Source organism: Micromonospora sp. NPDC049175 (assembly GCF_043197345.1).
Classification (GTDB): domain Bacteria; phylum Actinomycetota; class Actinomycetes; order Mycobacteriales; family Micromonosporaceae; genus Micromonospora.
Genome location: NZ_JBICSY010000002.1, coordinates 224,640 through 249,309 on the forward strand (window position 1 = coordinate 224,640; position 24,670 = coordinate 249,309).

24 protein-coding genes, 2 tRNA genes and 2 pseudogenes are annotated in these 24,670 nt (G+C 70.0%); 16 read left to right on the forward strand and 12 right to left on the reverse strand.

Features of this window, described 5'->3' with window-relative positions; genetic code table 11:
- The first annotated feature begins 120 nt into the window (after nt 1–120).
- The 5 genes from gyrA to ACGFH8_RS07875 all read left to right on the forward strand — a co-directional run bounded on the left by gyrA (nt 121) and on the right by ACGFH8_RS07875 (nt 4,071).
- A complete protein-coding gene (gyrA, locus tag ACGFH8_RS07855; protein WP_393365086.1) occupies nt 121–2,643 on the forward strand; it encodes a DNA gyrase subunit A in 2,523 nt (840 codons plus the stop codon).
- A 4-nt stretch (nt 2,644–2,647) separates the two neighbouring features.
- Nucleotides 2,648–3,556 carry a DUF3566 domain-containing protein gene (locus tag ACGFH8_RS07860; protein WP_393365088.1) on the forward strand — a complete coding sequence of 303 codons (909 nt, stop codon included), beginning with the start codon at nt 2,648–2,650 and terminating at the stop codon, nt 3,554–3,556.
- Between the two features lie 151 nt (nt 3,557–3,707).
- Nucleotides 3,708–3,781, forward strand: a tRNA-Ile gene (locus ACGFH8_RS07865).
- A 43-nt stretch (nt 3,782–3,824) separates the two neighbouring features.
- Entirely contained in the window at nt 3,825–3,953 is a 129-nt protein-coding gene (locus tag ACGFH8_RS07870) for a DLW-39 family protein (protein WP_209444550.1), read from the forward strand.
- 42 nt (nt 3,954–3,995) lie between these two features.
- A tRNA-Ala gene (locus ACGFH8_RS07875) sits at nt 3,996–4,071 on the forward strand.
- A gap of 55 nt (nt 4,072–4,126) precedes the next feature.
- On the opposite strand, the gene ACGFH8_RS07880 is transcribed toward ACGFH8_RS07875, so the two are convergent.
- The 3 genes and pseudogenes from ACGFH8_RS07880 to ACGFH8_RS07890 form a co-directional block, all read right to left on the reverse strand.
- Nucleotides 4,127–4,555, reverse strand: coding sequence for a tyrosine-type recombinase/integrase (locus tag ACGFH8_RS07880; RefSeq protein WP_393365090.1), 429 nt, complete (start codon nt 4,553–4,555; stop codon nt 4,127–4,129).
- 368 nt (nt 4,556–4,923) lie between these two features.
- Nucleotides 4,924–5,250: pseudogene (locus ACGFH8_RS07885) on the reverse strand (site-specific integrase); the annotation flags it as partial.
- A complete protein-coding gene (locus ACGFH8_RS07890) occupies nt 5,247–5,429 on the reverse strand; it encodes a helix-turn-helix domain-containing protein (protein WP_334626924.1) in 183 nt (60 codons plus the stop codon). The gene ACGFH8_RS07890 and the pseudogene ACGFH8_RS07885, both read right to left, overlap by 4 nt.
- A 405-nt stretch (nt 5,430–5,834) precedes the next feature.
- Between ACGFH8_RS07890 and ACGFH8_RS07895 the strand changes: the two genes are divergently transcribed.
- From ACGFH8_RS07895 to ACGFH8_RS07910, 4 genes are all read left to right on the forward strand, one after another.
- Nucleotides 5,835–6,497 (forward strand): HAD family hydrolase, encoded by a 663-nt coding sequence (locus tag ACGFH8_RS07895; RefSeq protein WP_393365092.1) that lies wholly within the window; start codon nt 5,835–5,837, stop codon nt 6,495–6,497.
- A 341-nt stretch (nt 6,498–6,838) separates the two neighbouring features.
- Nucleotides 6,839–7,558 (forward strand): hypothetical protein, encoded by a 720-nt coding sequence (locus ACGFH8_RS07900; protein WP_393365094.1) that lies wholly within the window; start codon nt 6,839–6,841, stop codon nt 7,556–7,558.
- Nucleotides 7,559–7,783: 225 nt separating this feature from the next.
- Nucleotides 7,784–8,515 carry a hypothetical protein gene (locus tag ACGFH8_RS07905; RefSeq protein WP_393365096.1) on the forward strand — a complete coding sequence of 244 codons (732 nt, stop codon included), beginning with the start codon at nt 7,784–7,786 and terminating at the stop codon, nt 8,513–8,515.
- A 211-nt stretch (nt 8,516–8,726) separates the two neighbouring features.
- Nucleotides 8,727–9,359: a LysE family translocator gene (locus tag ACGFH8_RS07910; protein WP_393365098.1), complete on the forward strand. Its 633-nt coding sequence runs from the start codon at nt 8,727–8,729 to the stop codon at nt 9,357–9,359.
- A gap of 75 nt (nt 9,360–9,434) precedes the next feature.
- Here the strand turns inward: ACGFH8_RS07910 and ACGFH8_RS07915 are convergent, their stop codons facing one another.
- Both ACGFH8_RS07915 and ACGFH8_RS07920 read right to left on the reverse strand, forming a co-directional pair.
- Nucleotides 9,435–9,938, reverse strand: a complete 504-nt coding sequence (locus tag ACGFH8_RS07915) for an O-acetyl-ADP-ribose deacetylase (RefSeq protein WP_393365099.1) — start codon at nt 9,936–9,938, stop codon at nt 9,435–9,437.
- Between the two features lie 38 nt (nt 9,939–9,976).
- Nucleotides 9,977–10,417, reverse strand: coding sequence for a DUF4259 domain-containing protein (locus ACGFH8_RS07920; RefSeq protein WP_393365100.1), 441 nt, complete (start codon nt 10,415–10,417; stop codon nt 9,977–9,979).
- On the opposite strand from ACGFH8_RS07920, the gene ACGFH8_RS07925 reads away from it, so the two are divergent.
- Entirely contained in the window at nt 10,410–10,709 is a 300-nt protein-coding gene (locus ACGFH8_RS07925; protein WP_393365102.1) for a hypothetical protein, read from the forward strand. The genes ACGFH8_RS07920 and ACGFH8_RS07925 overlap by 8 nt on opposite strands.
- On the opposite strand, the gene ACGFH8_RS07930 is transcribed toward ACGFH8_RS07925, so the two are convergent.
- Nucleotides 10,710–11,549: an inositol monophosphatase family protein gene (locus ACGFH8_RS07930; RefSeq protein ID WP_393365103.1), complete on the reverse strand. Its 840-nt coding sequence runs from the start codon at nt 11,547–11,549 to the stop codon at nt 10,710–10,712.
- Between the two features lie 81 nt (nt 11,550–11,630).
- Here ACGFH8_RS07930 and ACGFH8_RS07935 point away from each other — a divergent pair, with 81 nt between their 5' ends.
- A complete protein-coding gene (locus tag ACGFH8_RS07935) occupies nt 11,631–12,131 on the forward strand; it encodes a YciI family protein (protein ID WP_393365105.1) in 501 nt (166 codons plus the stop codon).
- Between the two features lie 76 nt (nt 12,132–12,207).
- Here the strand turns inward: ACGFH8_RS07935 and ACGFH8_RS07940 are convergent, their stop codons facing one another.
- Both ACGFH8_RS07940 and ACGFH8_RS07945 read right to left on the reverse strand, forming a co-directional pair.
- Complete coding sequence (locus ACGFH8_RS07940; RefSeq protein ID WP_393365106.1) at nt 12,208–13,008, reverse strand: MBL fold metallo-hydrolase; 801 nt, start codon at nt 13,006–13,008, stop codon at nt 12,208–12,210.
- Nucleotides 12,983–17,520: pseudogene (locus ACGFH8_RS07945) on the reverse strand (HAD-IC family P-type ATPase); the annotation flags it as partial. The gene ACGFH8_RS07940 and the pseudogene ACGFH8_RS07945, both read right to left, overlap by 26 nt.
- Nucleotides 17,521–17,737: 217 nt before the next feature.
- On the opposite strand from ACGFH8_RS07945, the gene ACGFH8_RS07950 reads away from it, so the two are divergent.
- From ACGFH8_RS07950 to ACGFH8_RS07970, 5 genes are all read left to right on the forward strand, one after another.
- Nucleotides 17,738–17,998, forward strand: a complete 261-nt coding sequence (locus ACGFH8_RS07950; protein WP_393365108.1) for a hypothetical protein — start codon at nt 17,738–17,740, stop codon at nt 17,996–17,998.
- Nucleotides 17,999–18,056: 58 nt separating this feature from the next.
- On the forward strand, nt 18,057–19,445 hold the full coding sequence (locus ACGFH8_RS07955; protein ID WP_393365109.1) for an MFS transporter: 1,389 nt from the start codon (nt 18,057–18,059) through the stop codon (nt 19,443–19,445).
- Between the two features lie 51 nt (nt 19,446–19,496).
- On the forward strand, nt 19,497–20,150 hold the full coding sequence (locus ACGFH8_RS07960; RefSeq protein WP_393365111.1) for a GAP family protein: 654 nt from the start codon (nt 19,497–19,499) through the stop codon (nt 20,148–20,150).
- 76 nt (nt 20,151–20,226) lie between these two features.
- Nucleotides 20,227–20,421 carry a hypothetical protein gene (locus ACGFH8_RS07965; protein WP_393365113.1) on the forward strand — a complete coding sequence of 65 codons (195 nt, stop codon included), beginning with the start codon at nt 20,227–20,229 and terminating at the stop codon, nt 20,419–20,421.
- A gap of 95 nt (nt 20,422–20,516) precedes the next feature.
- Nucleotides 20,517–21,065, forward strand: coding sequence for a YbaK/EbsC family protein (locus ACGFH8_RS07970; RefSeq protein WP_393365115.1), 549 nt, complete (start codon nt 20,517–20,519; stop codon nt 21,063–21,065).
- Nucleotides 21,066–21,133: 68 nt separating this feature from the next.
- Here the strand turns inward: ACGFH8_RS07970 and ACGFH8_RS07975 are convergent, their stop codons facing one another.
- From ACGFH8_RS07975 to ACGFH8_RS07990, 4 genes are all read right to left on the reverse strand, one after another.
- Nucleotides 21,134–21,769 carry a DsbA family protein gene (locus ACGFH8_RS07975; protein WP_393365117.1) on the reverse strand — a complete coding sequence of 212 codons (636 nt, stop codon included), beginning with the start codon at nt 21,767–21,769 and terminating at the stop codon, nt 21,134–21,136.
- Between the two features lie 20 nt (nt 21,770–21,789).
- Complete coding sequence (locus ACGFH8_RS07980; protein ID WP_357066208.1) at nt 21,790–22,218, reverse strand: SufE family protein; 429 nt, start codon at nt 22,216–22,218, stop codon at nt 21,790–21,792.
- Nucleotides 22,219–22,289: 71 nt separating this feature from the next.
- On the reverse strand, nt 22,290–22,715 hold the full coding sequence (locus ACGFH8_RS07985) for a CBS domain-containing protein (protein WP_252416973.1): 426 nt from the start codon (nt 22,713–22,715) through the stop codon (nt 22,290–22,292).
- A 57-nt stretch (nt 22,716–22,772) separates the two neighbouring features.
- The gene (locus ACGFH8_RS07990) at nt 22,773–24,542 is read right to left on the reverse strand and encodes a proline--tRNA ligase (RefSeq protein ID WP_393365119.1); all 1,770 of its coding nucleotides are present in this window, start codon (nt 24,540–24,542) and stop codon (nt 22,773–22,775) included.
- Nucleotides 24,543–24,670 lie beyond the last annotated feature (128 nt).

Below are 24,670 nucleotides of genomic sequence, written 5' to 3' on the forward strand. Positions count from 1 at the left end.
TGGAGCGGCCGGGCGCTGCCCGGCCGCTCCACCGGTCCACAGAGTTATCCACAGCTTGGCCGGTATCCACAGCGGTTATCCACAGCACGAAAACGACTCTGAGTCTGATAAGGGTATACAGTGACCGATTCTCCCGAGTCCACACCGAACGAGCCCGAGGTCCCCGCCGAGGCCATCGCCGCGGTGGTCGCGCACGACCGGATCGAACCGGTCGGGCTCGAGGTGGAGATGCAGCGCTCCTACCTCGACTACGCGATGAGCGTCATCGTCGGGCGTGCGCTGCCGGACGTCCGGGACGGCCTCAAGCCGGTCCACCGCAAGATCCTCTACGCGATGTTCGACTCCGGCTACCGTCCGGACCGCGGCTACGTGAAGTGCTCCCGCGTCGTCGGCGACGTGATGGGCCAGTTCCACCCGCACGGCGACTCGGCGATCTACGACGCGCTGGTCCGGATGGCGCAGCCCTGGTCACTGCGCTACCCGCTTGTCGACGGCAACGGCAACTTCGGCTCGCCCGGTAACGACCCGGCCGCCGCCATGCGTTACACCGAGTGCAAGCTCGACCCGCTGGCCATGGAGATGCTGCGGGACATCGACGAGGACACCGTCGACCTCCAGGACAACTACGACGGCCGGGCCAAGGAGCCCACGATCCTGCCGTCGCGGATCCCCAACCTGCTGGTGAACGGCTCCGAGGGCATCGCGGTCGGCATGGCCACCAAGATCCCGCCGCACAACCTGCGGGAGATCGGCGCGGCGGTCCAGTGGTGCCTCGACAATCCCGAGGAGGACGAGGAGACCACCCTCGAAGCCCTGCTCGGCATCGTCAAGGGTCCGGACTTCCCGACCTACGGCCTCATCGTCGGCCAGACGGCGATCCAGGACGCGTACCGCACGGGTCGGGGCTCGATCCGGATGCGCGCCGTGGTGGAGGTCGAGGAGGACAAGCGGGGTCGGCCCTGCCTGGTCGTCAGCGAGTTGCCCTACCAGGTCAACCCGGACAACCTCGCCGAGCGGATCGCCGAGCTGATCAAGGAGGGCAAGCTCGCCGGGATCGCCGACATCCGCGACGAGTCCTCCGGCCGTACCGGCATGCGGATCGTGTTGGTGCTCAAGCGCGACGCGGTCGCGAAGGTCGTGCTGAACAACCTCTACAAGCACACCCAGCTCCAGGAGACCTTCGGCGCCAACATGCTGGCCCTGGTCGACGGGGTGCCGCGCACGCTCAACCTGGCGCAGTTCATCCGCTACTACGTCGAGCACCAGATCGACGTGATCCGTCGGCGGACCGCTTTCCGGCTGCGCAAGGCCGAGGAGCGGGCGCACATCCTGCGCGGTCTGGGCAAGGCGCTGGACGCGCTGGACGAGGTGATCGCGCTGATCCGGCGCTCGCCGACCGTCGACGACGCGCGGCAGGGCCTGATCCGGCTGTTGGAGATCGACGAGATCCAGGCGACCGCGATCCTGGACATGCAGCTGCGCCGCCTCGCCGCGTTGGAGCGGCAGCGGATCGTGGACGACCTGGCCAAGCTCGAGATCGAGATCGCCGACCTCAAGGACATCCTGGCCAAGCCGGAGCGGCAGCGGAAGATCGTCTCCGAGGAGCTCGGCGAGATCGTCGCCAAGTGGGGCGACGACAGGCGTACGCAGATCATCCCGTTCGACGGCGAGGTCTCGATGGAGGACCTCATCGCCCGCGAGGATGTGGTCGTCACGATCACCCGGACCGGGTACGCCAAGCGGACCAAGGTCGATCTCTACCGCTCGCAGCGACGCGGGGGGAAGGGCGTCAGTGGCGCTACGCTGCGGCAGGACGACATCGTCAGCCACTTCTTCGTCTGCTCGACCCACGACTGGATCTTGTTCCTGACGAACAAGGGCCGTGTGTACCGGGCCAAGGCGTACGAGTTGCCGGAGGCCAGTAGGGTAGCCAAGGGCCAACACGTGGCCAACCTGCTCGCCTTCCTACCCGACGAGCAGATAGCGCAGATCATTGAGATCCCGAACTACCAGGTAGCCCCCTATCTGGTACTGGCCACGAAGAACGGCCTGGTGAAGAAGACGCGGCTCGAGGAGTTCGACTCCAACCGTTCCGGCGGCATCATCGCGATCAACCTGCGCGATGAGGACGAGCTGGTCGGTGCTGCGCTGGTTGCGCCGGAGAACGACCTGCTGCTGGTCTCGAAGAAGGCGCAGGCGATCCGGTTCAACGCCTCGGACGAGGCGTTGCGGCCGATGGGCCGGGCCACCTCGGGTGTGATCGGCATGCGCTTCACGGACGACGACGTCCTGCTCGCCATGGAGGTCGTGCGGGAGGGTCTGGACGTTCTGGTGGCCACGAACGGGGGATACGCGAAGCGGACCCCGATCGAGGAATACCCGGTGCAGGGCCGGGGAGGTAAGGGCGTGTTGACTGCAAAGATCACCGAACGGCGCGGTGGTCTGGTTGGCGCGGTGGTGATCGATCCGGACGACGAGTTGTTCGCGATCACCAGCAATGGTGGTGTCATTCGGACTCCGGTGAAGCCTGTACGCCGTACGCGTGACCGGAACACAATGGGGGTCAAGCTGATGGACCTCCCGGACGGCGTGACTATCGTGGCGATTGCTCGCAATGCCGACGAGCCTGACGAACAGGACTAGTTGAATGACGGAGACACAGGCGAAGTCGGGGAACACGGGGACCTCGGCCAACCCGGTCGACGAGGAGGCCGCCAAGGGCGGCACACCAGCGACCGGCCGCGCGGCCGTAGGCCGGGCGACGGTCCCCGCCGACGCGCCTGCCCCGAAATTCACCAGGGCCCCGGGCATGACACCCCCGCCGGAGCCAACCAGCGACGACGCTGGCAAGGGTGACAGGACCGAGGCGTCCGGTGCCGAGGCGCCGACGTCCGCCGCCACACCTTCGGGTGCTGCGGCGGCACCCTCGGCCCGGCCGGCGACCACCCAGCCGATCAACGTCCGGCCCGGCCAGGCGGCGTCGACCGGGTCCACCGGCACTCAGCCGCGGATCACACCCGGCATGACCCAGCCGCCGTCGGACGGGGCGCGTACCTCCGCTGCCGGCCGCCCGGTCAGCGGCGGTGGCCTGCCGCCGGGCATCGGCAACCCGTCGGCGGTCGGGGCTGCCCGCGTCGGTGATGCGGTACGTGCCGCGCGTACGTCGGTCAGCTCGGCCGCGTCCCGCGGACCGCGCCGGGCGCGGCTGAACCTGAAGCGCATCGATCCGTGGTCGGTGATGAAGTTCGCGTTCGCCGTCTCGGTGGTGCTCTTCATCGTCGTGGTGGTCGCCACCTCGGTGCTCTACCTGGCGCTGGACGCGATGGGTGTGTTCAAGAGCGTCAACGAGAGCCTGGGTGACCTGGTCAACGCCGGCGGTGGGCAGAGCACCAGCGGCTTCCAGATCACCGCCAAGGGCGTGATCCTCAGCTCGGCGCTTATCGGCCTGGTAAACGTGGTGCTGTTCACCGCGCTGGCCACGCTGGGAGCGTTCGTCTACAACGTCTGCGCCGACCTCGTCGGCGGGATCGAGCTGACGCTCGCCGAGCGGGACTGAGTGAACGGGACGCCGGGGCACCGCGAAATGCGGTCGCTCCGGCGTCCCGTACTCGGGTAGGTTTTGGCAGGCGGCGACGGCTCAGTTCGCAGACTCGGACCCCGATTTGGGGTCGGCAGAGCGGATGGGTTAATCTTGCTCGTCGCAACGCGGGGCTATAGCTCAGTCGGTTAGAGCGCAGAGCTGATAACTCTGAGGTCGATGGTTCGATTCCATCTAGCCCCACCGCACGGTCGTCCGACGTTAGTCGAGCACGAGGGGTCGCCCCATGTTCAAGAAGCTGCTGATTCTGGCTGGCGTTGTCGGCGTGGCCGCCGTCGTCTTCAACAAGATCAAGGCCTCGAACGACGAGCGTGCCCTCTGGCACGAGGCGACCACCGCACCCGATCTGCGCTGACGTCTGACGCGGCGACGAGCGATCATCGCCGCGGCCGTCCACGGGGCCCTAGCTCAACTGGCAGAGCACTGCCTTTGCAAGGCAGGGGTTAGGGGTTCGAGTCCCCTGGGCTCCACCAGCACTTTCCCCGGTTGACCTCGGTCCGAGTACAGCCATCCGTACAGCCAAGCCGGTCACGCCGTCCCCTCCTGGCCGAGAATCCGGTCAATGGCCGAGGCAGCCTGACGAGCCCGTGCCGGCAGAACGTGGCCGTAGGTGTCGGCCGTCATCCGGATCGTGGAGTGCCCAAGCAACTCCATCACCGTCCGCAGCTCCTCGCCCTGGTCGAGCAGGAACGTGGCGAAGGCGTGCCGCAAGTCGTGCAGGTGCAGCCAATCCAGCCCGGCCGCCGCGCGGAGCTGCTCGAAGCGCCGGTTGACGTTCCGCGGCTCCATCGCAGTGCCGATCGTGCTGGCGAAGACCAGGCCCAGATCCGACCACACCTCCCCGGCCGCGAGCCGTTGCTTGGCCTGGCGCACACGCTGTGCCTCCAACGCCCGCACGGCCAGAGCCGACAGCGGCAGCGGACGGGCCGACCGATGCGTCTTCGGTGGCACGAACACCAACCCGTGATCCGTTCGCTGGAGCGTCTGACGAACAGCGCCCTTCCCGGCAGGTCGACATCCGCCCACCGCAGGCCGGTCGCCAGCGCCAGGACGAACAGTGACTCCAACCGGTCCCCGGTCAGCACCGACAGCAGCGTCTTGGCTTCCTCGGGGGTCATAGCGCGCCGCTCGGTTCTGCCGAGGGCCGGTGGCTTGGCTGCCTTGGCGACGTTGCGCGGGACCAAGTCCATCCGCTCAGCATCGGCCAGGGCGACACGCAGCACCGCGTGCACCTTGATGATGCTGGCCGGTGCGAGCTTGCCCCGCAGCCCGGTAAGGAACCGCTGCACATCGCGAGGCGTTAGCCGGTCGAGCTTCACCCAGCCCAGGCCCGGCATGAGGTGCTTGCTCACGGCCAGGCGGTAGCGCACCAGAGTTGACGGCCGGGTGCCGTCGTGTGCCTTCACGTCCCGCAGCCACTCGGTCAACCAGGCTTCGAGGATCCGAGGCTGCGCAGAGAGGTCGACGCCGAGCTGAAGTTGGCGCCGCAGCTCGTCCCGCTTCCGGACCGCCTCAGCCTCGCTCTTGGCGTAGACGTACTTCCGCTTCCGCTTCCCGTCGATCCAACCGAGGTCGACCACCGCAGCCCACACGCCCGGCCGCTGCTCGTACACCGAGCCCTCACCATGAGAACGCCGACGCCGGCCCGTCATGCCGCGAACTCCTCATCCGCCGCCAAGAACTCATCCAATGCGGACAGCGGAATCAGCCGAGCACGACCCGCCTTGATCGAACGCAGTCGGCCCGATCGCATCAGGACGTACACGGTGTCTCGACAGACGCCGAGCAGGGCCGCAGCCTCAGCCGGGCGGACGCTCTTCTTCTCGCTCATGCTCCGGTCCCTTCCTGCTCTGCGAACTGATGTGAGGTGGTTGCCGAAACGTCGGGTGGGTCGGCCGCACGCCTTGCGGCGTCAAGGCGGCCCGCAAGCGGGCCGCGCCGGCCCGGCCCCGGCCTGCTGGCGACCTCCGGCCGGCATCGGCCGGGCCGGCCGGCCACGCTTGGGGATGACCAGGACTCGAAGACCTCGGGGCTCCGCCCCGAACCCCGGCCCTCCTCAGAGATGCCGCCGCAGATCACCTCGTCGGGCACCACAAGGGCTACCAGCCTCCCCGGACGGGGCCAAGGTCGTTCGTCCGGTAGGGCGCTCCACCTTGTCCCCGTCCGGGGAGGCTGGACGGTCTGACGACTGCCCGACGAGGAGATCCGCTTTACCCGCCCGGTACGGTTGTTGACCATGCAGCGGTTGGCGCTCTTCGATCTCGACAACACGCTCGTGGACCGCTCGGAGGCTTTCCGGCGTTGGGCGGTCGAGTTCTGTGCCGATCGCGAACTGCCGGATGACGCGTTGACCTGGCTGATCAGTACGGATCAGGACGGGTCCGTGCCCCGCGACTGGTTTTTCGGCGAGGTGACCGAGCGTTTCGGACTGGCAGCCTCGGTTGATGAGACATGGAGGCAGTACCGACGCCGGATGCCGGAGTTGGTGAGCTGCCCCCAGGAGGTGCTGGCGTCGCTGGCACTGCTTCGTGACGACGGCTGGAGGGTCGCGATCGTGACCAACGGCCAGGCCGACAACCAGCTAGGGAAGATCAGGCGTACCGGGCTGGACCAATGCGTCGATGCCTGGGCAGTGTCCGGAGAGTTGGGCATCCGGAAGCCAGCACGCGAGATCTTCGGGGCGGCAGCCCGTGGATGCGGTCTAGATCTGTCGGGTGGGGGCTGGGCGATCGGTGACAGCCCTCTACTTGACGTCGGAGGCGGACGCGCGGCAGGGCTTGCCACCCTTTGGGTCAGCCGAGGGAAGGACTGGCCGGCGGCACTTGCCCGACCTGATCGCACTGTTACGGACGTCGTGGCCGCTGTTCAAGTGCTGCGAGACGAGGACGCCGGGTGGTAGCAGTACAGCCATCCGTACAGCCAAGCCCACCGACGATCACGGATCAGAGCCTACGGTAGGCGACACGACGAGCAGCTCAGCAGCAGTGGCCGACGACGACCGACAGCAGTCTTGATCTTTGCAAGGCAGGGGTTAGGGGTTCGAGTCCCCTGGGCTCCACCACACACGGCCTGTGGGCTGCACCGGAGCGAAGTTCGAGATCATCCGGCACAGACCAGGGATGATCCTCTTCGACCGGACCGCCGGCGATGTCGAGCTCCGCATGATGTGTGACGAATCGATGTCAATACGCGTGACACCCCTCGGCTGGGTCTTGGCGTGCGTCCTCGATCATTGCGGCTATGCGCCACGTCCTGGACGATCCTTCGGGGTTGTCGCCGAGAGCCGCCCACTTCCTTCGACACGCTGCGGAGCGAGCGCCGATCGACCTGTCGGATGGACCTACGACGGACGAGCTGCGATCGCTGCTGAGCCGGCTGCCCGACGTGGACGTTCAGGCGACGCTGACCCTGTTTCGGCGAACCGCGGCTCGATACGGAGGGCTGCGTTATCCCAGCCTCGCCTGGTCTTTTAGAGCGGCCGTGACGTTCGTACCGGTCCCGTGGGCAGCAGACGACTACAGCCGCGAAGACCGGGACGCGATGGCCGACCTCATTGAGCACGACGTCGCGCACCCGTACGTGGTCTGGCTGCGCGGCGACGGCAGGGTGGTCTACTGCTTCACTGGCCCCAACTCGTCGCCGTTGGTGCCCGTCTTCCCCAACGTCGACGCGCTGCTCGAAGCCGAGGCGCTCTACCAAGACTGCGCGACATGGATTCCGGTATCGCTCGACGCCGCGCCGGGCCTGGCAGCGGTCGAGGCACACGTGGCACGCCTGACGTTGATACGGGAGGCGCGTGGATACACCGAGCGCTGGTGGGAGCAAGACGGCTTCCGGCTACACGTCTGGAAAACGTTCGCCGCCGTGTTCCCCGGCTCGGGCGCCCGATGGGCAGTGTGGGCGCGTAACCGTTCCGGTGAGCTGGCCGCCCGATCCTTCCTATCCCAGGCAAGGGCGTAGCTACTCTTCCTGAGCTGGTAACCCAGCGCCTGGAAGTGGGAGCCCAAGGGGTCGCCGCAGCACGACAGGCCGTTGATGAGGGAAGTGGTGGGGCGGCAGCCGCCCGGGCCGCGCCGGCCCAAGGTCCGCATGGCATGGCGGGCCGGGTGTGGCCCGCTCCCCAGAGGGCGAGTCGACGGCACACGGGATGGCGCGGAAGCTTGCCCCGAACTGCATCATGGATGAGTGAAGCGACGCGAGCGGCTGCATCGGAACACCGCCAGGTTGAGGCGCGACACTCTCGTCTGTGGCGTGTTCGGAGCGCTTGTCTGGGGGGCAGCGCAGGCGGTTATGGCTAATCCGAATCACCGCTACTACAACAAGGCTCCGCTATTTGAATTCTTCAGCGTGGTCATTGTTGCTTTCTCTCTCATCGCTCTACTTGCTCTCCTTTGGCCCTTCCTGATCGAGGTGGATGACGAAGGGCTGACGCTTCGCCTGCGTGGGTCCACGACTCGGTTGCCCTGGGAGTCGGTCGAATCGCTGGCCGTGGTGAAGATTGGGGAGAGATGGGAGAGCGCGAACCTCGACGTTCGCCTGACTCCCGGCGTGCGGCTCAGGGGACGGTTGGCCAGCAAAAAAGACGGACGGCGTACGTACACGCCGCTCTCCCTCGATGAGTTCACGGTTGCGCCCGAAGAAGTGATCGCGGTTCTCCAACGGTATGGCAGGGGCAGGGTCGATGCTCAGGAGTACCTCCAGATCCGGGCTGCCCGGCGGGCCGTGGCGCGATACATGCTCGGCGACGTAATCCAGGCCGACCAGCATCTGGCCGAGTACATGGCCGAGCAGCGGCGCGTCGAGGTCGAGGAATCCGGGCCGGCCACGGGCGCCGCTGAGGTAGCCGCCGACGTGCGGAACGCACCGGCTGATCGCAGCCGTCGTGCGCGTGCGTGGCGGCGGGAGGCAGGTGACTAATCGGGGTTCCACTCCGAACCTCCTCAGCGATGCTTTGCGGCTCTCCTCGCCGGGTGCCACCGAGGCTGGACGGTCTGGCGACTGCCCCCACGAAGAGATCCTCATCAGCCTGGTCGTTGGTCGCACACCACCCCTCCGGGCTGATTGTGTCCCAGGTCACGATGACGGGCGAGACCTGCCGGGCTGTAGCGATATATGGAACGGTTTCTTCATGCCGATAGATCAGCACCTGCTCGTGGCCTTCACCCTGACCACCATCATCGCGATGGTCAGTCCCGGGCCGGACATGTTGTTCGTCTTGGGGTGTGGGATGCGCGGCGGTCCGCGCGCCGGCCTGCTCGCCACGGCGGGGGTGGCGACGAGCGAGGCCGTTCATGTCGTCGTGGCGGCCGCTGGGCTGGCCGCTCTCTTCGCGGCGGTGCCGACCGCCTTCACTGTGGTGCGGATCGTCGGAGGTGCCTACCTGATCTACCTTGGCGTGCAGATGATTCGGCACCGCAAGAGCGAGCAGGGCGAGTTGCCAGTCGTCGGCGCGGGCATCTCGGGCCGCCGGGCCTACCTCAGTGGGCTGTTGACCAATCTGCTCAACCCGAAGATGGTCACCTTCACGATCGCGTTCCTCCCACAGTTCATCAACCCGCAACTGGGTCAGGTCTGGGTGCAGTTCGCGATCCTCGGCGCCATTCTGATCGTCCTGGAGTTCATCGTCGACGGCACTGTGGGTGTGCTCGCGGGGCGGATCGGGGGGTGGCTCCGTCGCCGGCAGGCCGTTCGCCGCCGAATCGACACAGCCACGGGAGGCGTATTCATCGGGCTGGGCGTGCGACTGGCCGTCGAGCGATGACGCCCCGTCCTCGGCACTCGATGGCGGCTCAGCTTCCATCGGTGAGGCGTCAGGGGTTCGACTCCCCGGCTTCGGTCACGCCTGGACTGCTGCGGTCAGAAGCTGGTACGTCTCTTCGTCGAAGGCGACCAGGCGGACACGCTCGACCTTGGTGGGCGTTGCTCTGATGGTCGAGATCGCGATCTTCGCGGCTTGCGCGGGCGGGAAGCCGTACACGCCGGTGGCGATGGCCGGGAAGGCGACGCTGCGCGCTTCGACCTCGTCGGCAACCTCAAGGCTGCGCCGATAGCACGAGATCAGGAGGTCGACCTCACCGTAGCCACCGCCTTCCCAGACGGGGCCGACGGTGTGGATGACATGGCGCACTGGCGGGTTGAGGTCGAATGCGGGTGTGGCGACCGCGTCGCCGGTAGCGCAGGGTGCGAGCGCGGCGCCGGCCTCGGCCAGTCGCGGTCCGGCCGCTCGGTGAATCGCCCCGTCCACACCGCCGCCACCCAGCAGTGACTCATTGGCGGCGGTAACGATGGCGTCGACGTCCTCGCTTGTGATATCTCCAAGCACAACTTCAATCACGGGCATACCTGAGGATGCACCACGGCACCACGGACGCGCGGCCCTTAGAGCAGCGCGATCTGCCCGGACAGTTCGGGCGGCCCGGACAGCACCGCGCGGAGCTTGGTGATCTGCGGGAACTCACTCACTCCTCCGTCACCCCACAGGCCGCGCCACTCCGAGTTGTCGCCGAGGATCCGGTCAAGTGCCTCGACCGCCAGCAGTGGCAGGTCGTCGTCCAGGTCGAGGGACTCGCCAGCGAGCAGGAAATCCGGCGCGTACGCCGAGGTTATGGGGTCCCCGCCGGGCAGTTGGGACGCGACGATCGCCGCAGCGGCGATGGCCGAGGCGGCATCGTCATAGTCGAGGTAGTCGGTGTTGTGCGCTGCCGTTGTCAGGGCAGCACGAACCATTGCCCCCCGCGCGGACGGATCGGCGTCGTGGAGATCACCGCACCAGTCGGCGGCGCTGTCGTTGTCGAACGGACCGTCATCCCAGGTGCCCATGCTTCTCCTCCACGTTCCCGGTGAGCCGATCATGGAGCCAGGCGGGGAGTGGCGCAAGGGCGGGTCCGACTACGCGTGGGAGTACGAGTTGGTCGGACTGACCGGAGCATCGGGGACCGGGCCGTACCTCAGCGCCCGGATCCCGGACGCGACGCCGGAAGGCGGGCCGTTCACCCCGCGCCCGGCGAGCGAGGTGGTGGTCAGTTGTGGCGGCGACGTCCCCTGGCTGATCCTGCGGCGGTTCATCCACCTGGTCGAATCGTTCGGCGACATCGTCCAGGACCCGACATGATCACCAGCAGACCCGCCGCTCTTGTGGCTGTCGCCGTCGCCCGGCGGGATCAGCGGCCAGGACAGGCGCCAACAGGTCCAGCAGAGCGTCGTGGTGGCGTCCGGTGCTGAGCAGGGCAGTTCCGTCGCCGGCGAGTAGCGGACCACCGTGAAGGTCGGTCGCTGTCCCGCCGGCCTCGTCAAGAATCAGCGGCAGCGGTGCCAGGTCCTCGTAACCCATCTCCGTGCCCGCGATGACCAACGCGTCCACCAGGCCGGTGAGCAGGCCCCCGATGCCACCGAGGTGACCGGTGATGCGGGTATGGCGATGCAGCGTGAGTAACACATCGGCAGGCCAGCCATCCGGATTGACGAGTTCCACACGTGCCGCGGCCAGGTCGGGATCGTCCCGCAGCACCGGTACGAGATCCCTGCCGTCGGTGCGGACACGACACCCCCAGCCACGGCCTGCGTAGATCAGTTGGCGGGCCACCGGCTGATTGATCACGGCAAGGGCTGGTCCGTGCTCGTCCTCAAGCGCGAGGTTGGTGCCGAAGATGGGAATGCGATAGGCGAAGTACCTGGTGCCATCGATCGGATCGATGATCCACCGTCGGTCGGAGGTGCCCGCGGTCGTACCGGTTTCCTCGCCGTAGATCTCATCGGCCGGAAAGCGTGCGGCCAGCTCGTCACGGATCAGCGTTTCGACGGCGAGATCAGCATCCGTGACCTCGCTGCCGTCCGCCTTGATCGCCAGCGCGAAGTCGGCCGCGAAGAATTTCTCGGCGGCGAGCGTGCCCGCGCGTTCGGAGAGCCCGACCGCAAATTCCAGCGTCTGCCGATCGAGCCTTGGCGCATTCACCCGTCCAGATTAGCCACGGCGCTGGTGGGCCCTGAGTCCCTTGACGTGCGGACTCACGCGCGATCTGCTCATCCGACGGACGTGGCGAGCGCCGAGCCGGCGATGATCCCGCGAAGTTTTCCGGTGGAGCGTCGAATCCGGGACGAGTCGTTCGTAGAGGAGACGAGAGGTGGTCGACGTGGCCGCCGGGACATGGGAGTGACCAGGATGACGCGGTACTTGATCTCGTTCAATGACGGCTCGATGGACCACATCCCCGCCGAGGAGATCGCCGACGTGGCCAAGGCTTCGCACGCGGTGGTCCGGGAGGCCATGGACGCGGGCGTGTGGGTGTTCGGCACCGGCCTGGAGAGGCAGCAGGCGACGATCGTGGCCACCGACGGGACGGTCACCGACGGCCCGTACCCGGAGACCAGGGAGGTCATTGGCGGGTTCGCGATCGTCGACGTGGCCTCTCGCGACGACGCGTTGGCGTGGGCCGCCAAGCTTGCGGCCGCCTGCCGCTGTGCGCAGGAGGTCCGGGAGATCATGCCCGACCCCGAGTCGGAGGCGCTGCTCCGTGAGGCTGATCGTCGGCGGTGACATCCCGACGCGTCGATCGCCGCCCACCGGTTCGCCGGTAGGCGGCGATCACCGCGCCGGCCCGTCGCCGTCCACCTCAGGCCGGTGGGGTCAGGGGGGCGGTCTCGCCGCGGGCGATGGTGCGCACCTGCCGCACCCAGCCACGGCGGCGGGCCTCGTCGACGAAGTGCGCGAGCGGGGACCGGAACACCGGATAGTCGTCGTAGTGGATCGGCACGGTCAGCTTCGGGCGGACCAGTTCCACCAGGTCGGCACCCTGGCGAGCATCCATGGTGAGGAGGATCCCGGCGACCTTCGTGCCGCCGAGGTGGATGAGCATCACGTCGATGTCCGGGTAGCGCTCGGGGATGGCGGTGAGCATCGGCCGGTTGAGGGTGTCACCTGTGACGTACAGCCGGAACTCCCGGCGGCCGGCACGTTCCACGTCGATCATCGTGCCCATCACGTCGGGCATCAGCAGGTCGAGGGCACCCGGGCCGTGTTGTCCGGGCATCGAGGTCAGCCGCAGTGTCGCACCGTCGCGGTGTAGCTCCCGGGACGACCAGGTCGGCAGACCCTGGGCGGCCTGGAAGCCCCACCGACGCAGTTTGCGTTCCGCCGCCGGGGTGGTGACGATCGGCAGGTCGCGGTCCAGTTGGCGGCGGGCCACCCGGTCGAAGTGGTCGCCGTGCAGGTGGGAGAGGACCACCGCGTCCAACTCCGGGAGCTGGGCGATCCGCAGCGCCGGGTCCGTGCGCCGGCGCGACCACAGACCCTTTCCCAGGTACGCCCGCTGCCCCCGATGCAGGAAGTTCGGGTCGGTCAGCAGGGTGAACCCGCCGATTCGCAGCACCGTCGTCGCGGTACCGATGAACGTCACCCGAGGTTGTTCGACCACTGTGCCCACCTCCTCCGGCTCCGGTACCCCGGTGAGCCGTCGGCATGCGGCTCAGCCCTTGGTGCCGCTCCCGTCGTCCGTCGACGTGCGGTCGGGGCGGGCCTGGGGCACGTGTTCCATCAGCTTGGTGAGCGCGCCGTTGGCGAAGGTCGCGCCGAGCGCCGAGCCGGCCCCGATGGTCCAGCCGACCGGCCCGAGCGGGGTGCAACCGAAGAACTGGCTCACCCCCGGCGTCTGCACCACCACGACGAGCACGCCGAGCGACGCCGCCGTGGACGCCAGCACGGCCGGGCTGGTGCCGCCGGCCAGGATGGTCTGTCCGAGTTGGGTGCCGACCAGGGAGACGAGTGCGACGGTTCCGGCCCGCTGACGGCGTCCGGTGTACCGGGCCAACTTCCAGCCCGCGGTCGCGCCCAGCGTGGTCGCCGCCGCCCGGAGGCCGATCTCCCGGGTGAGGGTTTCGCCGAGCGCTGCGTCCGGGCCCTCCCGGAGCAGGTTGTCGGTGCGGTCCGACGCGGGTGGCCGGACCGCGATGGCAAGTGCCGGTGCCAGGTCGGTGAGCAGGTTGACCAGCAGCAGTTGTCGGCCGGTGAGCGCGGAGCGGCCGGTCGCCGCTGCGGTCAGCACGCTGAACGCGATCTCACCGAGGTTGCCGCCGACCAGGATGCTGAGCGCGTGCCGCACCGACGACCACATCGCCCGACCCTCGACCAGGGTGGCGATGATGGTTTCCAACCGGTCGTCGGTCACCACCAGGTCGGCTGCGGCCCGTGCCGCCGGGGTGCCCCGTTGGCCGAGGGCGATGCCGACATCGGCCAGCCGGATCGCCGGGGCGTCGTTGGCGCCGTCACCTGTCATCGCGACGGTCCGCCCGCACTTCTGCAACGCCTGGATGATTCGCACCTTGTGCGCCGGGGTGCAGCGGGCCACCACGTCGGTGTGGGCCAACCGCTCGGCGAGCGCCTCGTCGTCCAGTTGGTCCAGCTCACCGGCGGTGACCACCCGCTGCTCGTCGTGCTCGCTGATGGTGGCCGCGATCGCCTCGGCGGTGGCCGGATGATCGCCGGTGATCATGATGGTGTGCACGCCGGCCTGGCGGATGCGGCGTACTGCGGGGGCGGCGCTCTCCCGGACCCCGTCGGCCAGGGCCAGGAAACCCACGAAGGTCAGCCCTCGGACGTCGGCGTCGGTCACCTTCGGGTCGTCCACCTGGCACTCGGCGACGGCCAGGATCCGGTTTCCCGCCCCGGCCCGATCGGCGAGCATCCGCTCCAGCTCCGCGCGCCCGGCGTCGTCCAGCGGCTGCTGACTGCCGTCGGTTCGTCGGGCCGAACAACGCGGCAGCACCGTCTCCGGAGCGCCCTTGACACTCAACAACAGGCGACCGTCGGTCTCACCGATGCTCGCGTGATAGCCACGGGACGGTTCGAACGGCAGCCCGCCGGCAGCCTGCCACCCGGCGGCACCGGTCTGCTCCACCACCCCGGCCACGCCGGCGCCCCGTCGCACCGCCCGGTCGGTCTGCAACGCCAACTCCTCCGGGTTGGCCGCGGCGGGAGTGGCGCGCAGCGCCGCGGCCAGCGTCAACCGGAGCCTGTCGTCCAGCCGGTCCACCGGGGCGTACCGGTCGCCGACGCCGTCGCCGACCCCGGCGAGCAGCAACTGGCCTTCGGTGAGGGTGCCGGTCTTGTCGAAGCAGAGCACGTCCACCCGACCCAGCGCCTCGATGGTGCGGGGGTTGCGCACCAACGCGCCGTGCTCGGCCAACCGCCGGGCGGCGGCCAACTGCGCCGCGCTGACCAGGAACGGCAACCCCTCCGGCACCGACGCCACGGCGAGGTTCGCCGCGGTCGCCGCCGTTTCGGCCAGGGGTACGCCCCGAAGCAGGCCCGCGCCGGCCACCGCCACCGCCGAACCGGCCGCCAACGGGATGGCGGCACGTGTCAACGAACCGAGCCGGGCTTCCACCCCACTTGTCGGTGGTGCCTGCCGAACGAGCGCCAGGCTGCGGCCGGCTTCGGTGTCCGACCCGGTCGCGACCACCACTGCGGTGCCGTGCCCGGCGGCGACCGTGGTGCCCTCGTAGAGCATCGAGTGTCGGTCGGCGATCGCGGCGGCCACCACAGGTCGGTTGGACTTGGCGACCGGCAGTGACTCGCCGGTCAGCGACGATTCGTCGGCCTCCAGGCCCACCGATTCGAGGACGCGGCAGTCGGCGGGCACCGAGTCACCCGGCTCCAGGGCGATGACGTCGCCGAGGACCAGGTCCTCGGCGGCGAGAACCTGCTCGCCGCCGTCGCGGCGGACCCGTGCGGTCACCGCCGAACGGGACAGCAGCTCCGCGAGTGACCGTTCGGTGTTGCGTTCGTGCACCGCGCCGATCAGGGCGGACCCACCGACCACGCTGCCCACGAGCGCGGCGTCGACGAGGGAGCCGAACGACGCGGACAGCACCGCGCCGGCGGCCAGCACCGGGGTCAACGGGTTGGACAACTCGTCCACGAAGGCGCGCAGCAGACCACCGCGTGCCGGTCCGGCATCGCCGTTCCCGCCGGTGCCGTGGTGCCGGCGCTGCGCTTCCGTGCTGGCCAGACCGTCCGGCGTGGTGTGCAGGTGGTCGAGCACGGTACGGACCGGCATCAGGTGCCAGGCGGTCGTCACGGGTGCCGGAGTGTCCGACTGGTCGCGCAGGCGGCGGGCCTGCCAGACCCCGTTCGCGAAGGCCAACCCGGCCGCGCCGTTGACCGCGACGAGCGCCTTGTGCGGCAGTTGGGTAGGCGGAGCGGTGAACGCGCCCAGCGCCCCGAGACCGGTGCCCGCCATGGCCAGCCGGATGTTCTGCTGAGCCGTTCGTCGGGCCACCCCGGTCGCCTCGACCACCAGGGCCACCACCCGCAGGTCGGCGCCCACCAGCAGGTGTGCGCCCCACGGCGGCAGCGCCTCCGGCGGGGCGAGCCCCAGACCGCAGTCGGACGCGCCGAGCGCCTTCCGGTCCGCCGAGACCAGCATCACCACCGCGCCGTCGCGCTGCAACGCGCGTACCGACTCGGTCAGTCGGTCGCCGCCGGGCAACATCGCATCGGCGAAGCCGTACCGCTGTTCGTCGCCGCCGGCCACCACCAGGCGCAGGCCAGCCTGCCGGGCGGCGGCCGGCAGGCCGTCGACGCCGGGCGCGGGTTCCGGCTCGACCCGCAACAGCGCGGCGAGGCGGTCGCCGTGGGCGAGGCCGAGCAGGTGGCCGCCGGCGGAGCGCAGCCGCTCGGCGTCCGGGATGGTCCCGAGGTCGGTGCGGGGCAGCTGGTCCAGCGGTCCGAGCCGCCAGCCGTCCGCCGCGCGGGAGGCAGCCGGATCATCCGGGTCGAACAGCGCGAAGGCCCGCTCCGCCACCTGGTCGACGTCCGCGCCGGGCACCGGCGCCAGATCGGCGAGTACGCCCCGGTCCGAGCCGAGCACGGCGGCGTCCAGCACGAGCGTGTCGATCCGGTCCAGCTCCCGCAGCACGCTGCGGTCCATCGCGATCACGCCGCGCCGGGCCAGCATCCGGCCGAGTTGGGCCGCGTACCCTTCGCGTCCGCTGCCGGGAGCCTTCGGCAGCGTCGACAGGCCCACCGCGATGGCCCTTTTCGGTCCGGCGAACGGCATCGCCGCGGCACCCGCCGCCGCGCCCGCGCCGAGCATGCGGTTGACGTACCGCTCGACCGGGCCGTCCGGCTTCGGCCGGGGACGCTCGATGACCGGCCAACGGGCGGTGGCTCGTTCCGCGTCGCCGGTCAGCCGTGGCTCGGCCCGCTCCCAGGCGGAGAGCTGGGCTCGCGCCTCGCCCCACTGCACCATCCGCTGGGCGCCGTCCAGGACGATCCCGGTCCAACGGCCGGTCAGTCCCTGCACCACCGCTTCGGCCAGCGGGAAGAGGAGGTCGGCGCGGGGGTCGGAGCGCAGTCGTTTGCCGATGAACCCGTGCAGCTTCGGTTGTAGATCAACCGCGGCGAGCAGGCCCGCCACCTCACCGGGCAGCGGCGCGAACGGCAGGATCCGGGTGGCCGCCGAGATGGTCAGGCCCAGCGCGTCCGAGGCGAGCGCGCCGAGGGTACGGGGGGTGCGTGGCCCTTCCTCCGGTGGGTGCGGTGGCGGGATCTCCGGATCCGGTTCGTGGTCACAGGTCCGTTCGATCCGGCTGATCGTGGCGATCAGCTCGCGCAGCGCCGGCTCGGGGGTCTCGACGGCGACCACCACCCGCCCGGACGGGGCGTTGACCCGGGCCCAGGCGACTCCGGGCAGACGCTCCAGCGCGCCCTCCACCTGACGAGCCAACTGGTTCCCGCCGTCCTGGCAGACGCCGTGCACCTCGATGTGGTGTCGGCCGGGCCGGGACCAGACCCGACGCCGCGTCAGCCCGGCCGTCCGGGCCAGCCTGGTCGCGGCCGAGCCGACGGTCCGGGACGCCTCGCCGACCAGATGCGGCATGCCGAAGGACGGCAGGATGCGGCCGGCCGCGCGACCCGCCGCCGTCATCGAGGCGTACGGCTGGACGGACGCGTGTCCGACTCCCTGTTGCTGCTGGTCCTGACCTTGGCCATCTCGTCCTCCCACCGCCGCACGTCCGGCGGCCTGGCTTCCCGACCTGCCGTCCGTTATGCCCCTTCGGCGGTGGAACTTTGCGTCGTCGCCGGCGCATGGACGGGGTGGGCCGTGGAATCCGACGACCATCACCGGACACGGGGAGGCCGGCATGAGCACGCTGACGCGACATCTGAACGGCTCGCACGAGAACGTCCGGATGTACGACCGGCGGGTGGCGTTACCAATACTTGGCGAGATGGCGGTGCCGCCATCGGACAAGGTCGCCTACTACGCGGGGCTCGGTGTGCTCGCCGCCCTACAGGTCATCGAGTGGCCGATCGCCCTGGTGATCACCGCCGGTCACCTGCTGGCCGACCAGCACCTGTCGGGAGTGGTGCGCGGGGTCGGGCAGGCGCTGCAGGACGCCTGACGAGAGCCGGGTCACCGGTGATTGACTTGAATCCAGGTTGAAGTCGCATGCTCGGGTCATGCCGAGCACAGTCGCCACCACCGCACCTGCCGCGCCGGGACTGTTCGCACCCCGGCTGCGCGCGATGACTGTGGGCAGCGTCGCGTTGATCTCGTTGCTCGCGTTCGAGGCGCTGGCGGTCGGTACGGCGATGCCGACCGTCGCCCGCGCCCTCGACGGGGTCGCGCTGTACGGGATCGCGTTCGGTGGCCCGTTCGCCACCGGCGTGCTGGCCATGGTGGTCTCCGGCATCTGGTGTGACGCCAGAGGCCCACGGGGTCCGATGTGGCACGGGGTCGCCTGGTTCGTGGTCGGATTGCTGATCGCCGGCACCGCGCACGCGATGGGTGTGCTGGTCGTCGGGCGGGTGGTGCAGGGGTTCGGCACCGGGCTGCTCTCGGTGGCGCTCTACGTGATCGTCGGGCAGGCGTACCCGCAGGAACTGCACCGGCGGATCTTCGCGGCGTTCGCGGCGGCGTGGGTCGTACCGTCGCTGGTGGGGCCGGCGGTGGCCGGCCTGATCGTGGAGCACCTGGGCTGGCGGTGGGTCTTCCTCGCGGTGCCGGCGGTGGCGGTGCCGGCGGTGTTGCTGATCCACCCCGGCCTGCGGTCGCTGGGGCGGAGCGTGGCCACCCGGCCACCAGTCGGCGCGGTGGGACGGATCGGTTGGGCGTGCGGGGCCGCGGTGAGCGCCGCTCTGCTGCACATCGGGGGACAGCAGCGCGGCGTCACCGCCCTGGCCCTTGTCGCGCTGGCCGTGGTCGGCCTGCTGGTCTGTGCGCCGCGCCTGCTGCCGGCCGGGTTCCTGCGGGCGGCCCGGGGGCTGCCCACGGTGGTGGGGCTGCGAGGGCTGGCGTCGGCGGCCTTCGTGGGCGCCGAGGTGGTCATCCCGTTGATGCTCTCCCGGGAGCGGGGCCTCTCGCCGACCGCGGCCGGGCTGGTCCTCACCGTCGGCGCGCTGGCCTGGTCGGTGGGCTCCTGGTTGCAGGGCCGGATGCCGGTGCCCGCGTCTCGGGCCAGCCTGCCGCGGCTTGGGTTGAGCTGCATCACTGTCGGCACGGCCACGGTGGCGCTCGCCGTGCGGCCCGAGATCCCGGTGGCCGTCGCCGTGCTCGGATGGGCAGCTGCCGGCCTCGGCATGGGGTTGCTCTACCCGTCGTTGTCGGTGCTCACCCTGGAGCTGTCCGCCCCCGGTGAGCAGGGCCGCAACAGCTCCTCCCTGCAACTGGGCGACTCCCTCTTCGCGGCGACGGTGCTCGCGCTGACAGGTGCCGTGCTGGCCGCGGGGAGCGCGCCCGGCCCGGCCAGTTACGCGGCGACGCTGGCGGTCACGGCGGGCCTGGCGCTGCTCGGGGCGCTGTTGGCCGGTCGCGTCGTGGTGCCTGGGAGCGTGCGACCGGGCGGGTGATCCGCGGGTTCGGTCACTCCCGGCCCGGTCGGGCCGGGAGGATGGCGGGCGATGAACTTCCTGACCGTCCTGCCGCTCGCCGTGGTGATGGTCGCCGGGACCCAACTTGTCGTGGCGGTCTTCCTCGCCTCGTCGGACCGGCCCCGGGCGGCGTCACTGGGCTTCCTCGCCGGGGCCGGGCTGGTGGTCACGGCCGGAGTGACGGTGAGCTGGCTGCTGACCCGTTGGGTGGGTGGGCTGGCCGCCGACGCCAGTGCCGCCGCCGGCAGGGTCGATCGCGGTCCCGCCATCGACCTGGTGGTTCTCGCCCTGCTGGTCGGCCTGGCCGTGCTGGTGTGGGTACGGCGGAACCGGTCCGGACCGCCGAGGTGGCTGGGGAGCATCGAGCACGCCGCCCCGCGTACGGCACTGCGACTGGGCGCGTTGCTCTTCGTGCTCACGCCGACCGACGACCTGACCATGGCCGCCGTCGGGGCGAGTGTGGCCCGACACGACCTGCCGTGGTGGCACCTCGTGCCGTTCGTGCTGCTCACCGTGCTCCTGCTCGCCCTGCCGCTGCTGGCGTTGCTGCTGCTCGGGGACCGGGCGGCGCGGGTCCTGACCCGGATGCGGGAGTGGGCCGAGGGGCACGCCTGGATCGTCAACGAGATCGTGATCGCGTTCTTCGCGCTGCTGACCGTGCTGGACCTGGTCCGCTCGGGCTGAGCCGGGGCAGACACGTACGGGGGAACGGGGCGGAAATGAGAGCAACAACGGTTCACGTTCGTCTTACGGTGACGCCATGTTCGCTGTCGTCACCACGGTGATCCTCTACGTCTTCGGTTTCGTCTTCCTCTACGGCGTGATCCGGCTGGGTGTCCGGCACGCGATGGAGGATCTGGAACTGCAACGGGCCAGGGCCCAACGCGAGCAGGAGCTGGCTGCCGCCAGGGACCGCTCCTTCCTGCGCGACAACGCTTTCCTCGCCGGCAGTTGAGCACCGGATCCGTCCGGCCCGGGCCGGTGGCGGCACGAAACGGCACGGGAGCCGTCGGGCGGTTCAGCGTCGCGGATGCGAGGATCGCACCCGTGATGGGAACGCTGAAGACCGAACCCGCCCGCGCCCGCCTCGACCTGCTCGCCCCGCCGGTGGCGGAGGCCATTGCGCAGTGGCCCGCCGACGCGCCGGTCGACGTCAACGACGTGCTGGTCGCACCGATCGACGCCGAGCTCGCCGACACCGCGGCGTTCTGCGCGGCGTACGAGGTGGGGTTGGACGTGTCGGCCAACTGTGTCGTGGTGGCCGGCAAGCGTGAGGGTGTGGTCCGCTACGCGGCCTGCATCGTCCTGGCCACCACCAGGGCCGACGTGAACGGGGTGGCCCGCCGGGCGTTGGACGTCCGCAAGGCGAGCTTCGCCCCGATGACCGACGCGGTCGAGCTGACCGGCATGGAGTACGGCGGCATCACCCCGATCGGGCTGCCGGCGCAGTGGCCGATCCTGGTGGATGCCCGGGTCATCGCCACCCCGCACGTGATCATCGGGTCCGGCGTACGGCACAGCAAGATCGCGCTGCCCGGGCCGGCGCTGGGCGCGTTGCCCGGAGCCCAGGTGGTGGAAGGGCTGGCCAGGCCAGCCTGAACAAACACCGGCATCGATGTTGTTGCACGTGAAACATCGTGATCATCGATGCCGGCTGCGCTGGCTGCTCAGCGGGCTGCGGCCTCGCGTTGCTCGACCTCGCTGAGTGCGGCGAGCAGCGTCTGCACCTCCTGCGCACCGGAGACCGCGTACTTTCCGGCCAGGACGAAGGTCGGCACGCTGCTGATGCCCAGGCCCTGCGCCTCGGCCAGTTGGGCGGAGACGTCGGCGACGCGCTCGTCGGAGTCGAGGAACCGACGCGCGTCGGCGGCGTCCAGGCCGATCTCGCCGGCCAGGGTGGCCAGCGCCTCCCGCGACCCGACGTCGATGCCGTGGTGGAAGTGCGCCTGGTAGAGCGCCTCCACCATCTCGGCCGCCCGGCCCTGGTCGGTGGCCCAGGAGACCAGCCGGTGCGCGTCGAAAGTGTTGGCGATCACCGCGCGGTCGTAGTCCAGCCGCAGCCCGTCACCGGCCGCGACCTGGGTCACGTGGTCGACCATCTGCCGGGCGCGCTCCGGGCCGCCGAACTTCCCGGCCAGCGCCTCCACCAGGGGCAGCGGCTCGGCTACCGGCGACGGGTCGAGTTGGAACGGCCGGTAGCGGACCGTCACCTCGCCCGGATAGCTGGCGAGCGCCTCGTCCAGGCGGCGCTTGCCGATGTAGCACCACGGGCAGATGACGTCCGCGTAGATCTCGATCTCCATGATCGTTGGCAACCTCGCGGTCAGGCCAGTTGTTCCCGCACCTGACGCTTGAGTCGGCCCAGGATCGCCGTGCCGCCGCGGATCCGCAGTGGGCTGATCGCCTGCGCCAGGCCCATCCGCTGGTAGAGGTCGTCCGGCACGGCCAGCACCTCCTCCGGGCTCGCCAGGGCCAGCCCCTCGGCGAGGATCCCGGCGAACGCCCGGGTGGTCGGCGCCTCCGGCGGGCAGTCGAAGATCGTCGCCACGGTGCCCTCCGGGGTCACCTTGGCGCGCAGGAAGAACGACGTCTGGCACTCGGGCACCTGTTCCATGCCCTCGCGTTCGACGGTGCCCTCCGGCAGCACCGGAATGACGTCCGCGTACTCCAGGAGCATCTCCAGCACCAGGTCGCGCGGCGCGGCGGCGAACTCGTCGACGATCTCGGCCAGTCGGGCCGGCATGTCAGCCATGCGTCGAGGCTACCGCCGGCCACCCGCGAACAGGCCGGCGGCACTTACCGTGCGCCGGCCCGGCCCGTTCGTCACACCGTCGGCGACTGCTCGCTGATCTCGCTGAGCGCGCTCGTGGGGTCGAGCTGCATGGCCAGGTCGCCGAGCGAGACGATGCCGACAAGCTTGCGGTCGGTGTCACAGACCAGCACCCGGCGGATGCCCCGGTCCCGCATGAGCGCCGCCGCCTCACCCGCCGTGCAGTGCTGCTCGATCATGACCACCTCGCGGGTGACGATCGAGCCGATGGTGGTGGCCGCGGGGGAACTGTTCTCCGCCACGGCCCGCACCACGATGTCCCGGTCGGTGAGCATGCCGGCGAGGCTTGCGCCGTCGGTGACCACCACGTCACCGATGTCCGCCTCCTTCATCACCCTGGCAGCCTCGTCCAGTGTGGTTTCGGCAGGCAGGTACACGACCTGTTTGGTCATCACGTCACTGACCCGGTAACCGGTCATGAGAGCCTCCGCAAACGTCTTCGGTCGATCCGACTGCACTACCCCGTGACGCAGCAGCTACACCAGGTTCCCACGTTCCTGGCGTACCTCGTGGACAAGTCGGTCCACCAGACCTTCCAGCGGCAGCTCGACGCGCCCGTCGCCGGCCCGCTCGCGCAGCTCGACGTACCCCTCGGCGAGTCGGCGGCCGACCACGACGGCCCGGGGGATGCCGATCAGCTCCGCGTCGGTGAACTTGACCCCGGCCGAGACGTGCGTGCGGTCGTCGACGAGCACCCGCAGGCCGGCGGCGGCGAGGCGCCCGCCCAGCTCCAGCGCCGCGTCGAGCTGCGGGCCCTTGCCCGCCACCACCAGGTGTACGTCGCACGGCGCGATCGCCGCCGGCCAGACCAGTCCCCGGTCGTCGTGGTGCTGTTCGGCGATCGCCGCGACCGCCCGGGACACCCCGATGCCGTAGCAGCCCATCGTCGGCCGGACCGGCTTGCCGGCCGGCCCGAGCACGTCGACGGCGAACGCGTCGGTGTACCGGCGACCGAGCTGGAAGATGTGGCCGATCTCGATGCCCCGCCGGATCGTCAACTCGCCGTCGACGCAGTCGGGGCAGCTGTCCCCGGGGCGTACCTCGGCCGCCTCGATCGTCCCGTCGGGCGTGAAGTCCCGCCCGGAGACGACGTCGGTCGCGTGCCGGCCCGGCTCGTTCGCCCCGGTCAGCCACGCGGAACCGGGCACCACCCGGGGATCGACCAGGTAGCGGATGCCCAGCTTGTCGAGCACCTGCGGCCCGAGATACCCGCGGACCAGTTCCGGATGCTCGGCCCACTCGTCGAAGACGGCCACCTGGGCCGGCGCCAGCGCGGCGGTGACCCGCTTCAGGTCGACCTCCCGGTCCCCGGGCAGCCCGATCACCACCGGCTCGGCCCGGTCGGCACCCGGCTGCCGGACCGACAACACCACGTTCTTCAGGGTGTCGGCGGCGGTCCAGCCGTCCCGATCCCCCAACCGACGGGCGTTCGCCAACTCCACCAGGCTCGCGATCGTCGGGGTTTCCGGGGTGTCGTGCACCTCGACCGCCCGCTGGGTGCTCGGGTCGCCGGCGGCCGGCGCCCGGGTGACCACCGCCTCGGTGTTCGCCGCGTAGTCGCAGGCGGTGCAGCCCACGAACGTGTCCTCGCCGACCGGTGCCGTCGCCAGGAACTCCTCCGACGCGGAGCCACCCATCGCCCCGGACATCGCGTGTACCACCGTGTAGTCCAGGCCCAACCGGTCGAAGATCCGCTGGTACGCCGCGCGATGCCGGGCGTACGCGTCCCGCAGCCCCGCGTCGTCCAGGTCGAAGGAGTACGCGTCCTTCATCAGGAACTCCCGACCGCGCAGCAGCCCGGCCCGGGGCCGCGCCTCGTCGCGGAACTTCGTCTGCACCTGGAACAGCGTCACCGGGAAGTCCCGGTACGAGGTGAACACGTCCTTGACCAGCAGCGCCGCCATCTCCTCGTGGGTGGGCGCCAACAGGTGCTCGGCGCCGCGCCGGTCGGCGAGGGTGAAGATGTCGTCGCCGTACTCGGCCCAGCGGCCGCTCGTCCGGTAGGGGTCGGCCGGCAGCAGCGCCGGGAAGTGCACCTCCTGGTCGCCGATCGCGAACAACTCGCCACGCACCACGTCGGTGATCCGGTCCAGCACCAGCTTGCCCAGTGGCAGCCAGGTGTAGCCGCCCGGTGCGGCGCGGCGGATGTAACCGGCGCGCAGGAGAAGCCGGTGGCTCGGCACCTCCGCGTCGGCCGGGTCCTCGCGCAGGGTCCGGAGCAGCAGGGTCGACATGCGTAGCAGCATGCGCGCAGCGTAGAGGCGTGCCGAGCGCCCGAGCGACCCAATTCGTCAGGCGCGTCGTGAACACGGCGGGTGCGTGCCGGCAACCACTGTGGCCCGGGGCGACGTCTGGAGGGGCAGCACATCCCTCA

Bases quoted from the DNA above. Each gene is read 5' to 3' on its own strand.
- ACGFH8_RS07860 (WP_393365088.1), top strand. From the start codon at position 2,648: ATGACGGAGACACAGGCGAAGTCGGGGAACACGGGGACCTCGGCCAAC.
- ACGFH8_RS07870 (WP_209444550.1), top strand. From the start codon at position 3,825: ATGTTCAAGAAGCTGCTGATTCTGGCTGGCGTTGTCGGCGTGGCCGCC.
- ACGFH8_RS07890 (WP_334626924.1), bottom strand. From the start codon at position 5,429: ATGAGCGAGAAGAAGAGCGTCCGCCCGGCTGAGGCTGCGGCCCTGCTC.
- ACGFH8_RS07895 (WP_393365092.1), top strand. From the start codon at position 5,835: ATGCAGCGGTTGGCGCTCTTCGATCTCGACAACACGCTCGTGGACCGC.
- ACGFH8_RS07900 (WP_393365094.1), top strand. From the start codon at position 6,839: ATGCGCCACGTCCTGGACGATCCTTCGGGGTTGTCGCCGAGAGCCGCC.
- ACGFH8_RS07910 (WP_393365098.1), top strand. From the start codon at position 8,727: ATGCCGATAGATCAGCACCTGCTCGTGGCCTTCACCCTGACCACCATC.
- ACGFH8_RS07915 (WP_393365099.1), bottom strand. From the start codon at position 9,938: ATGCCCGTGATTGAAGTTGTGCTTGGAGATATCACAAGCGAGGACGTC.
- ACGFH8_RS07920 (WP_393365100.1), bottom strand. From the start codon at position 10,417: ATGGGCACCTGGGATGACGGTCCGTTCGACAACGACAGCGCCGCCGAC.
- ACGFH8_RS07950 (WP_393365108.1), top strand. From the start codon at position 17,738: ATGAGCACGCTGACGCGACATCTGAACGGCTCGCACGAGAACGTCCGG.
- ACGFH8_RS07955 (WP_393365109.1), top strand. From the start codon at position 18,057: ATGCCGAGCACAGTCGCCACCACCGCACCTGCCGCGCCGGGACTGTTC.
- ACGFH8_RS07960 (WP_393365111.1), top strand. From the start codon at position 19,497: ATGAACTTCCTGACCGTCCTGCCGCTCGCCGTGGTGATGGTCGCCGGG.
- ACGFH8_RS07965 (WP_393365113.1), top strand. From the start codon at position 20,227: ATGTTCGCTGTCGTCACCACGGTGATCCTCTACGTCTTCGGTTTCGTC.
- ACGFH8_RS07970 (WP_393365115.1), top strand. From the start codon at position 20,517: ATGGGAACGCTGAAGACCGAACCCGCCCGCGCCCGCCTCGACCTGCTC.
- ACGFH8_RS07975 (WP_393365117.1), bottom strand. From the start codon at position 21,769: ATGGAGATCGAGATCTACGCGGACGTCATCTGCCCGTGGTGCTACATC.
- ACGFH8_RS07980 (WP_357066208.1), bottom strand. From the start codon at position 22,218: ATGGCTGACATGCCGGCCCGACTGGCCGAGATCGTCGACGAGTTCGCC.
- ACGFH8_RS07985 (WP_252416973.1), bottom strand. From the start codon at position 22,715: ATGACCGGTTACCGGGTCAGTGACGTGATGACCAAACAGGTCGTGTAC.
- ACGFH8_RS07990 (WP_393365119.1), bottom strand. From the start codon at position 24,542: ATGCTGCTACGCATGTCGACCCTGCTGCTCCGGACCCTGCGCGAGGAC.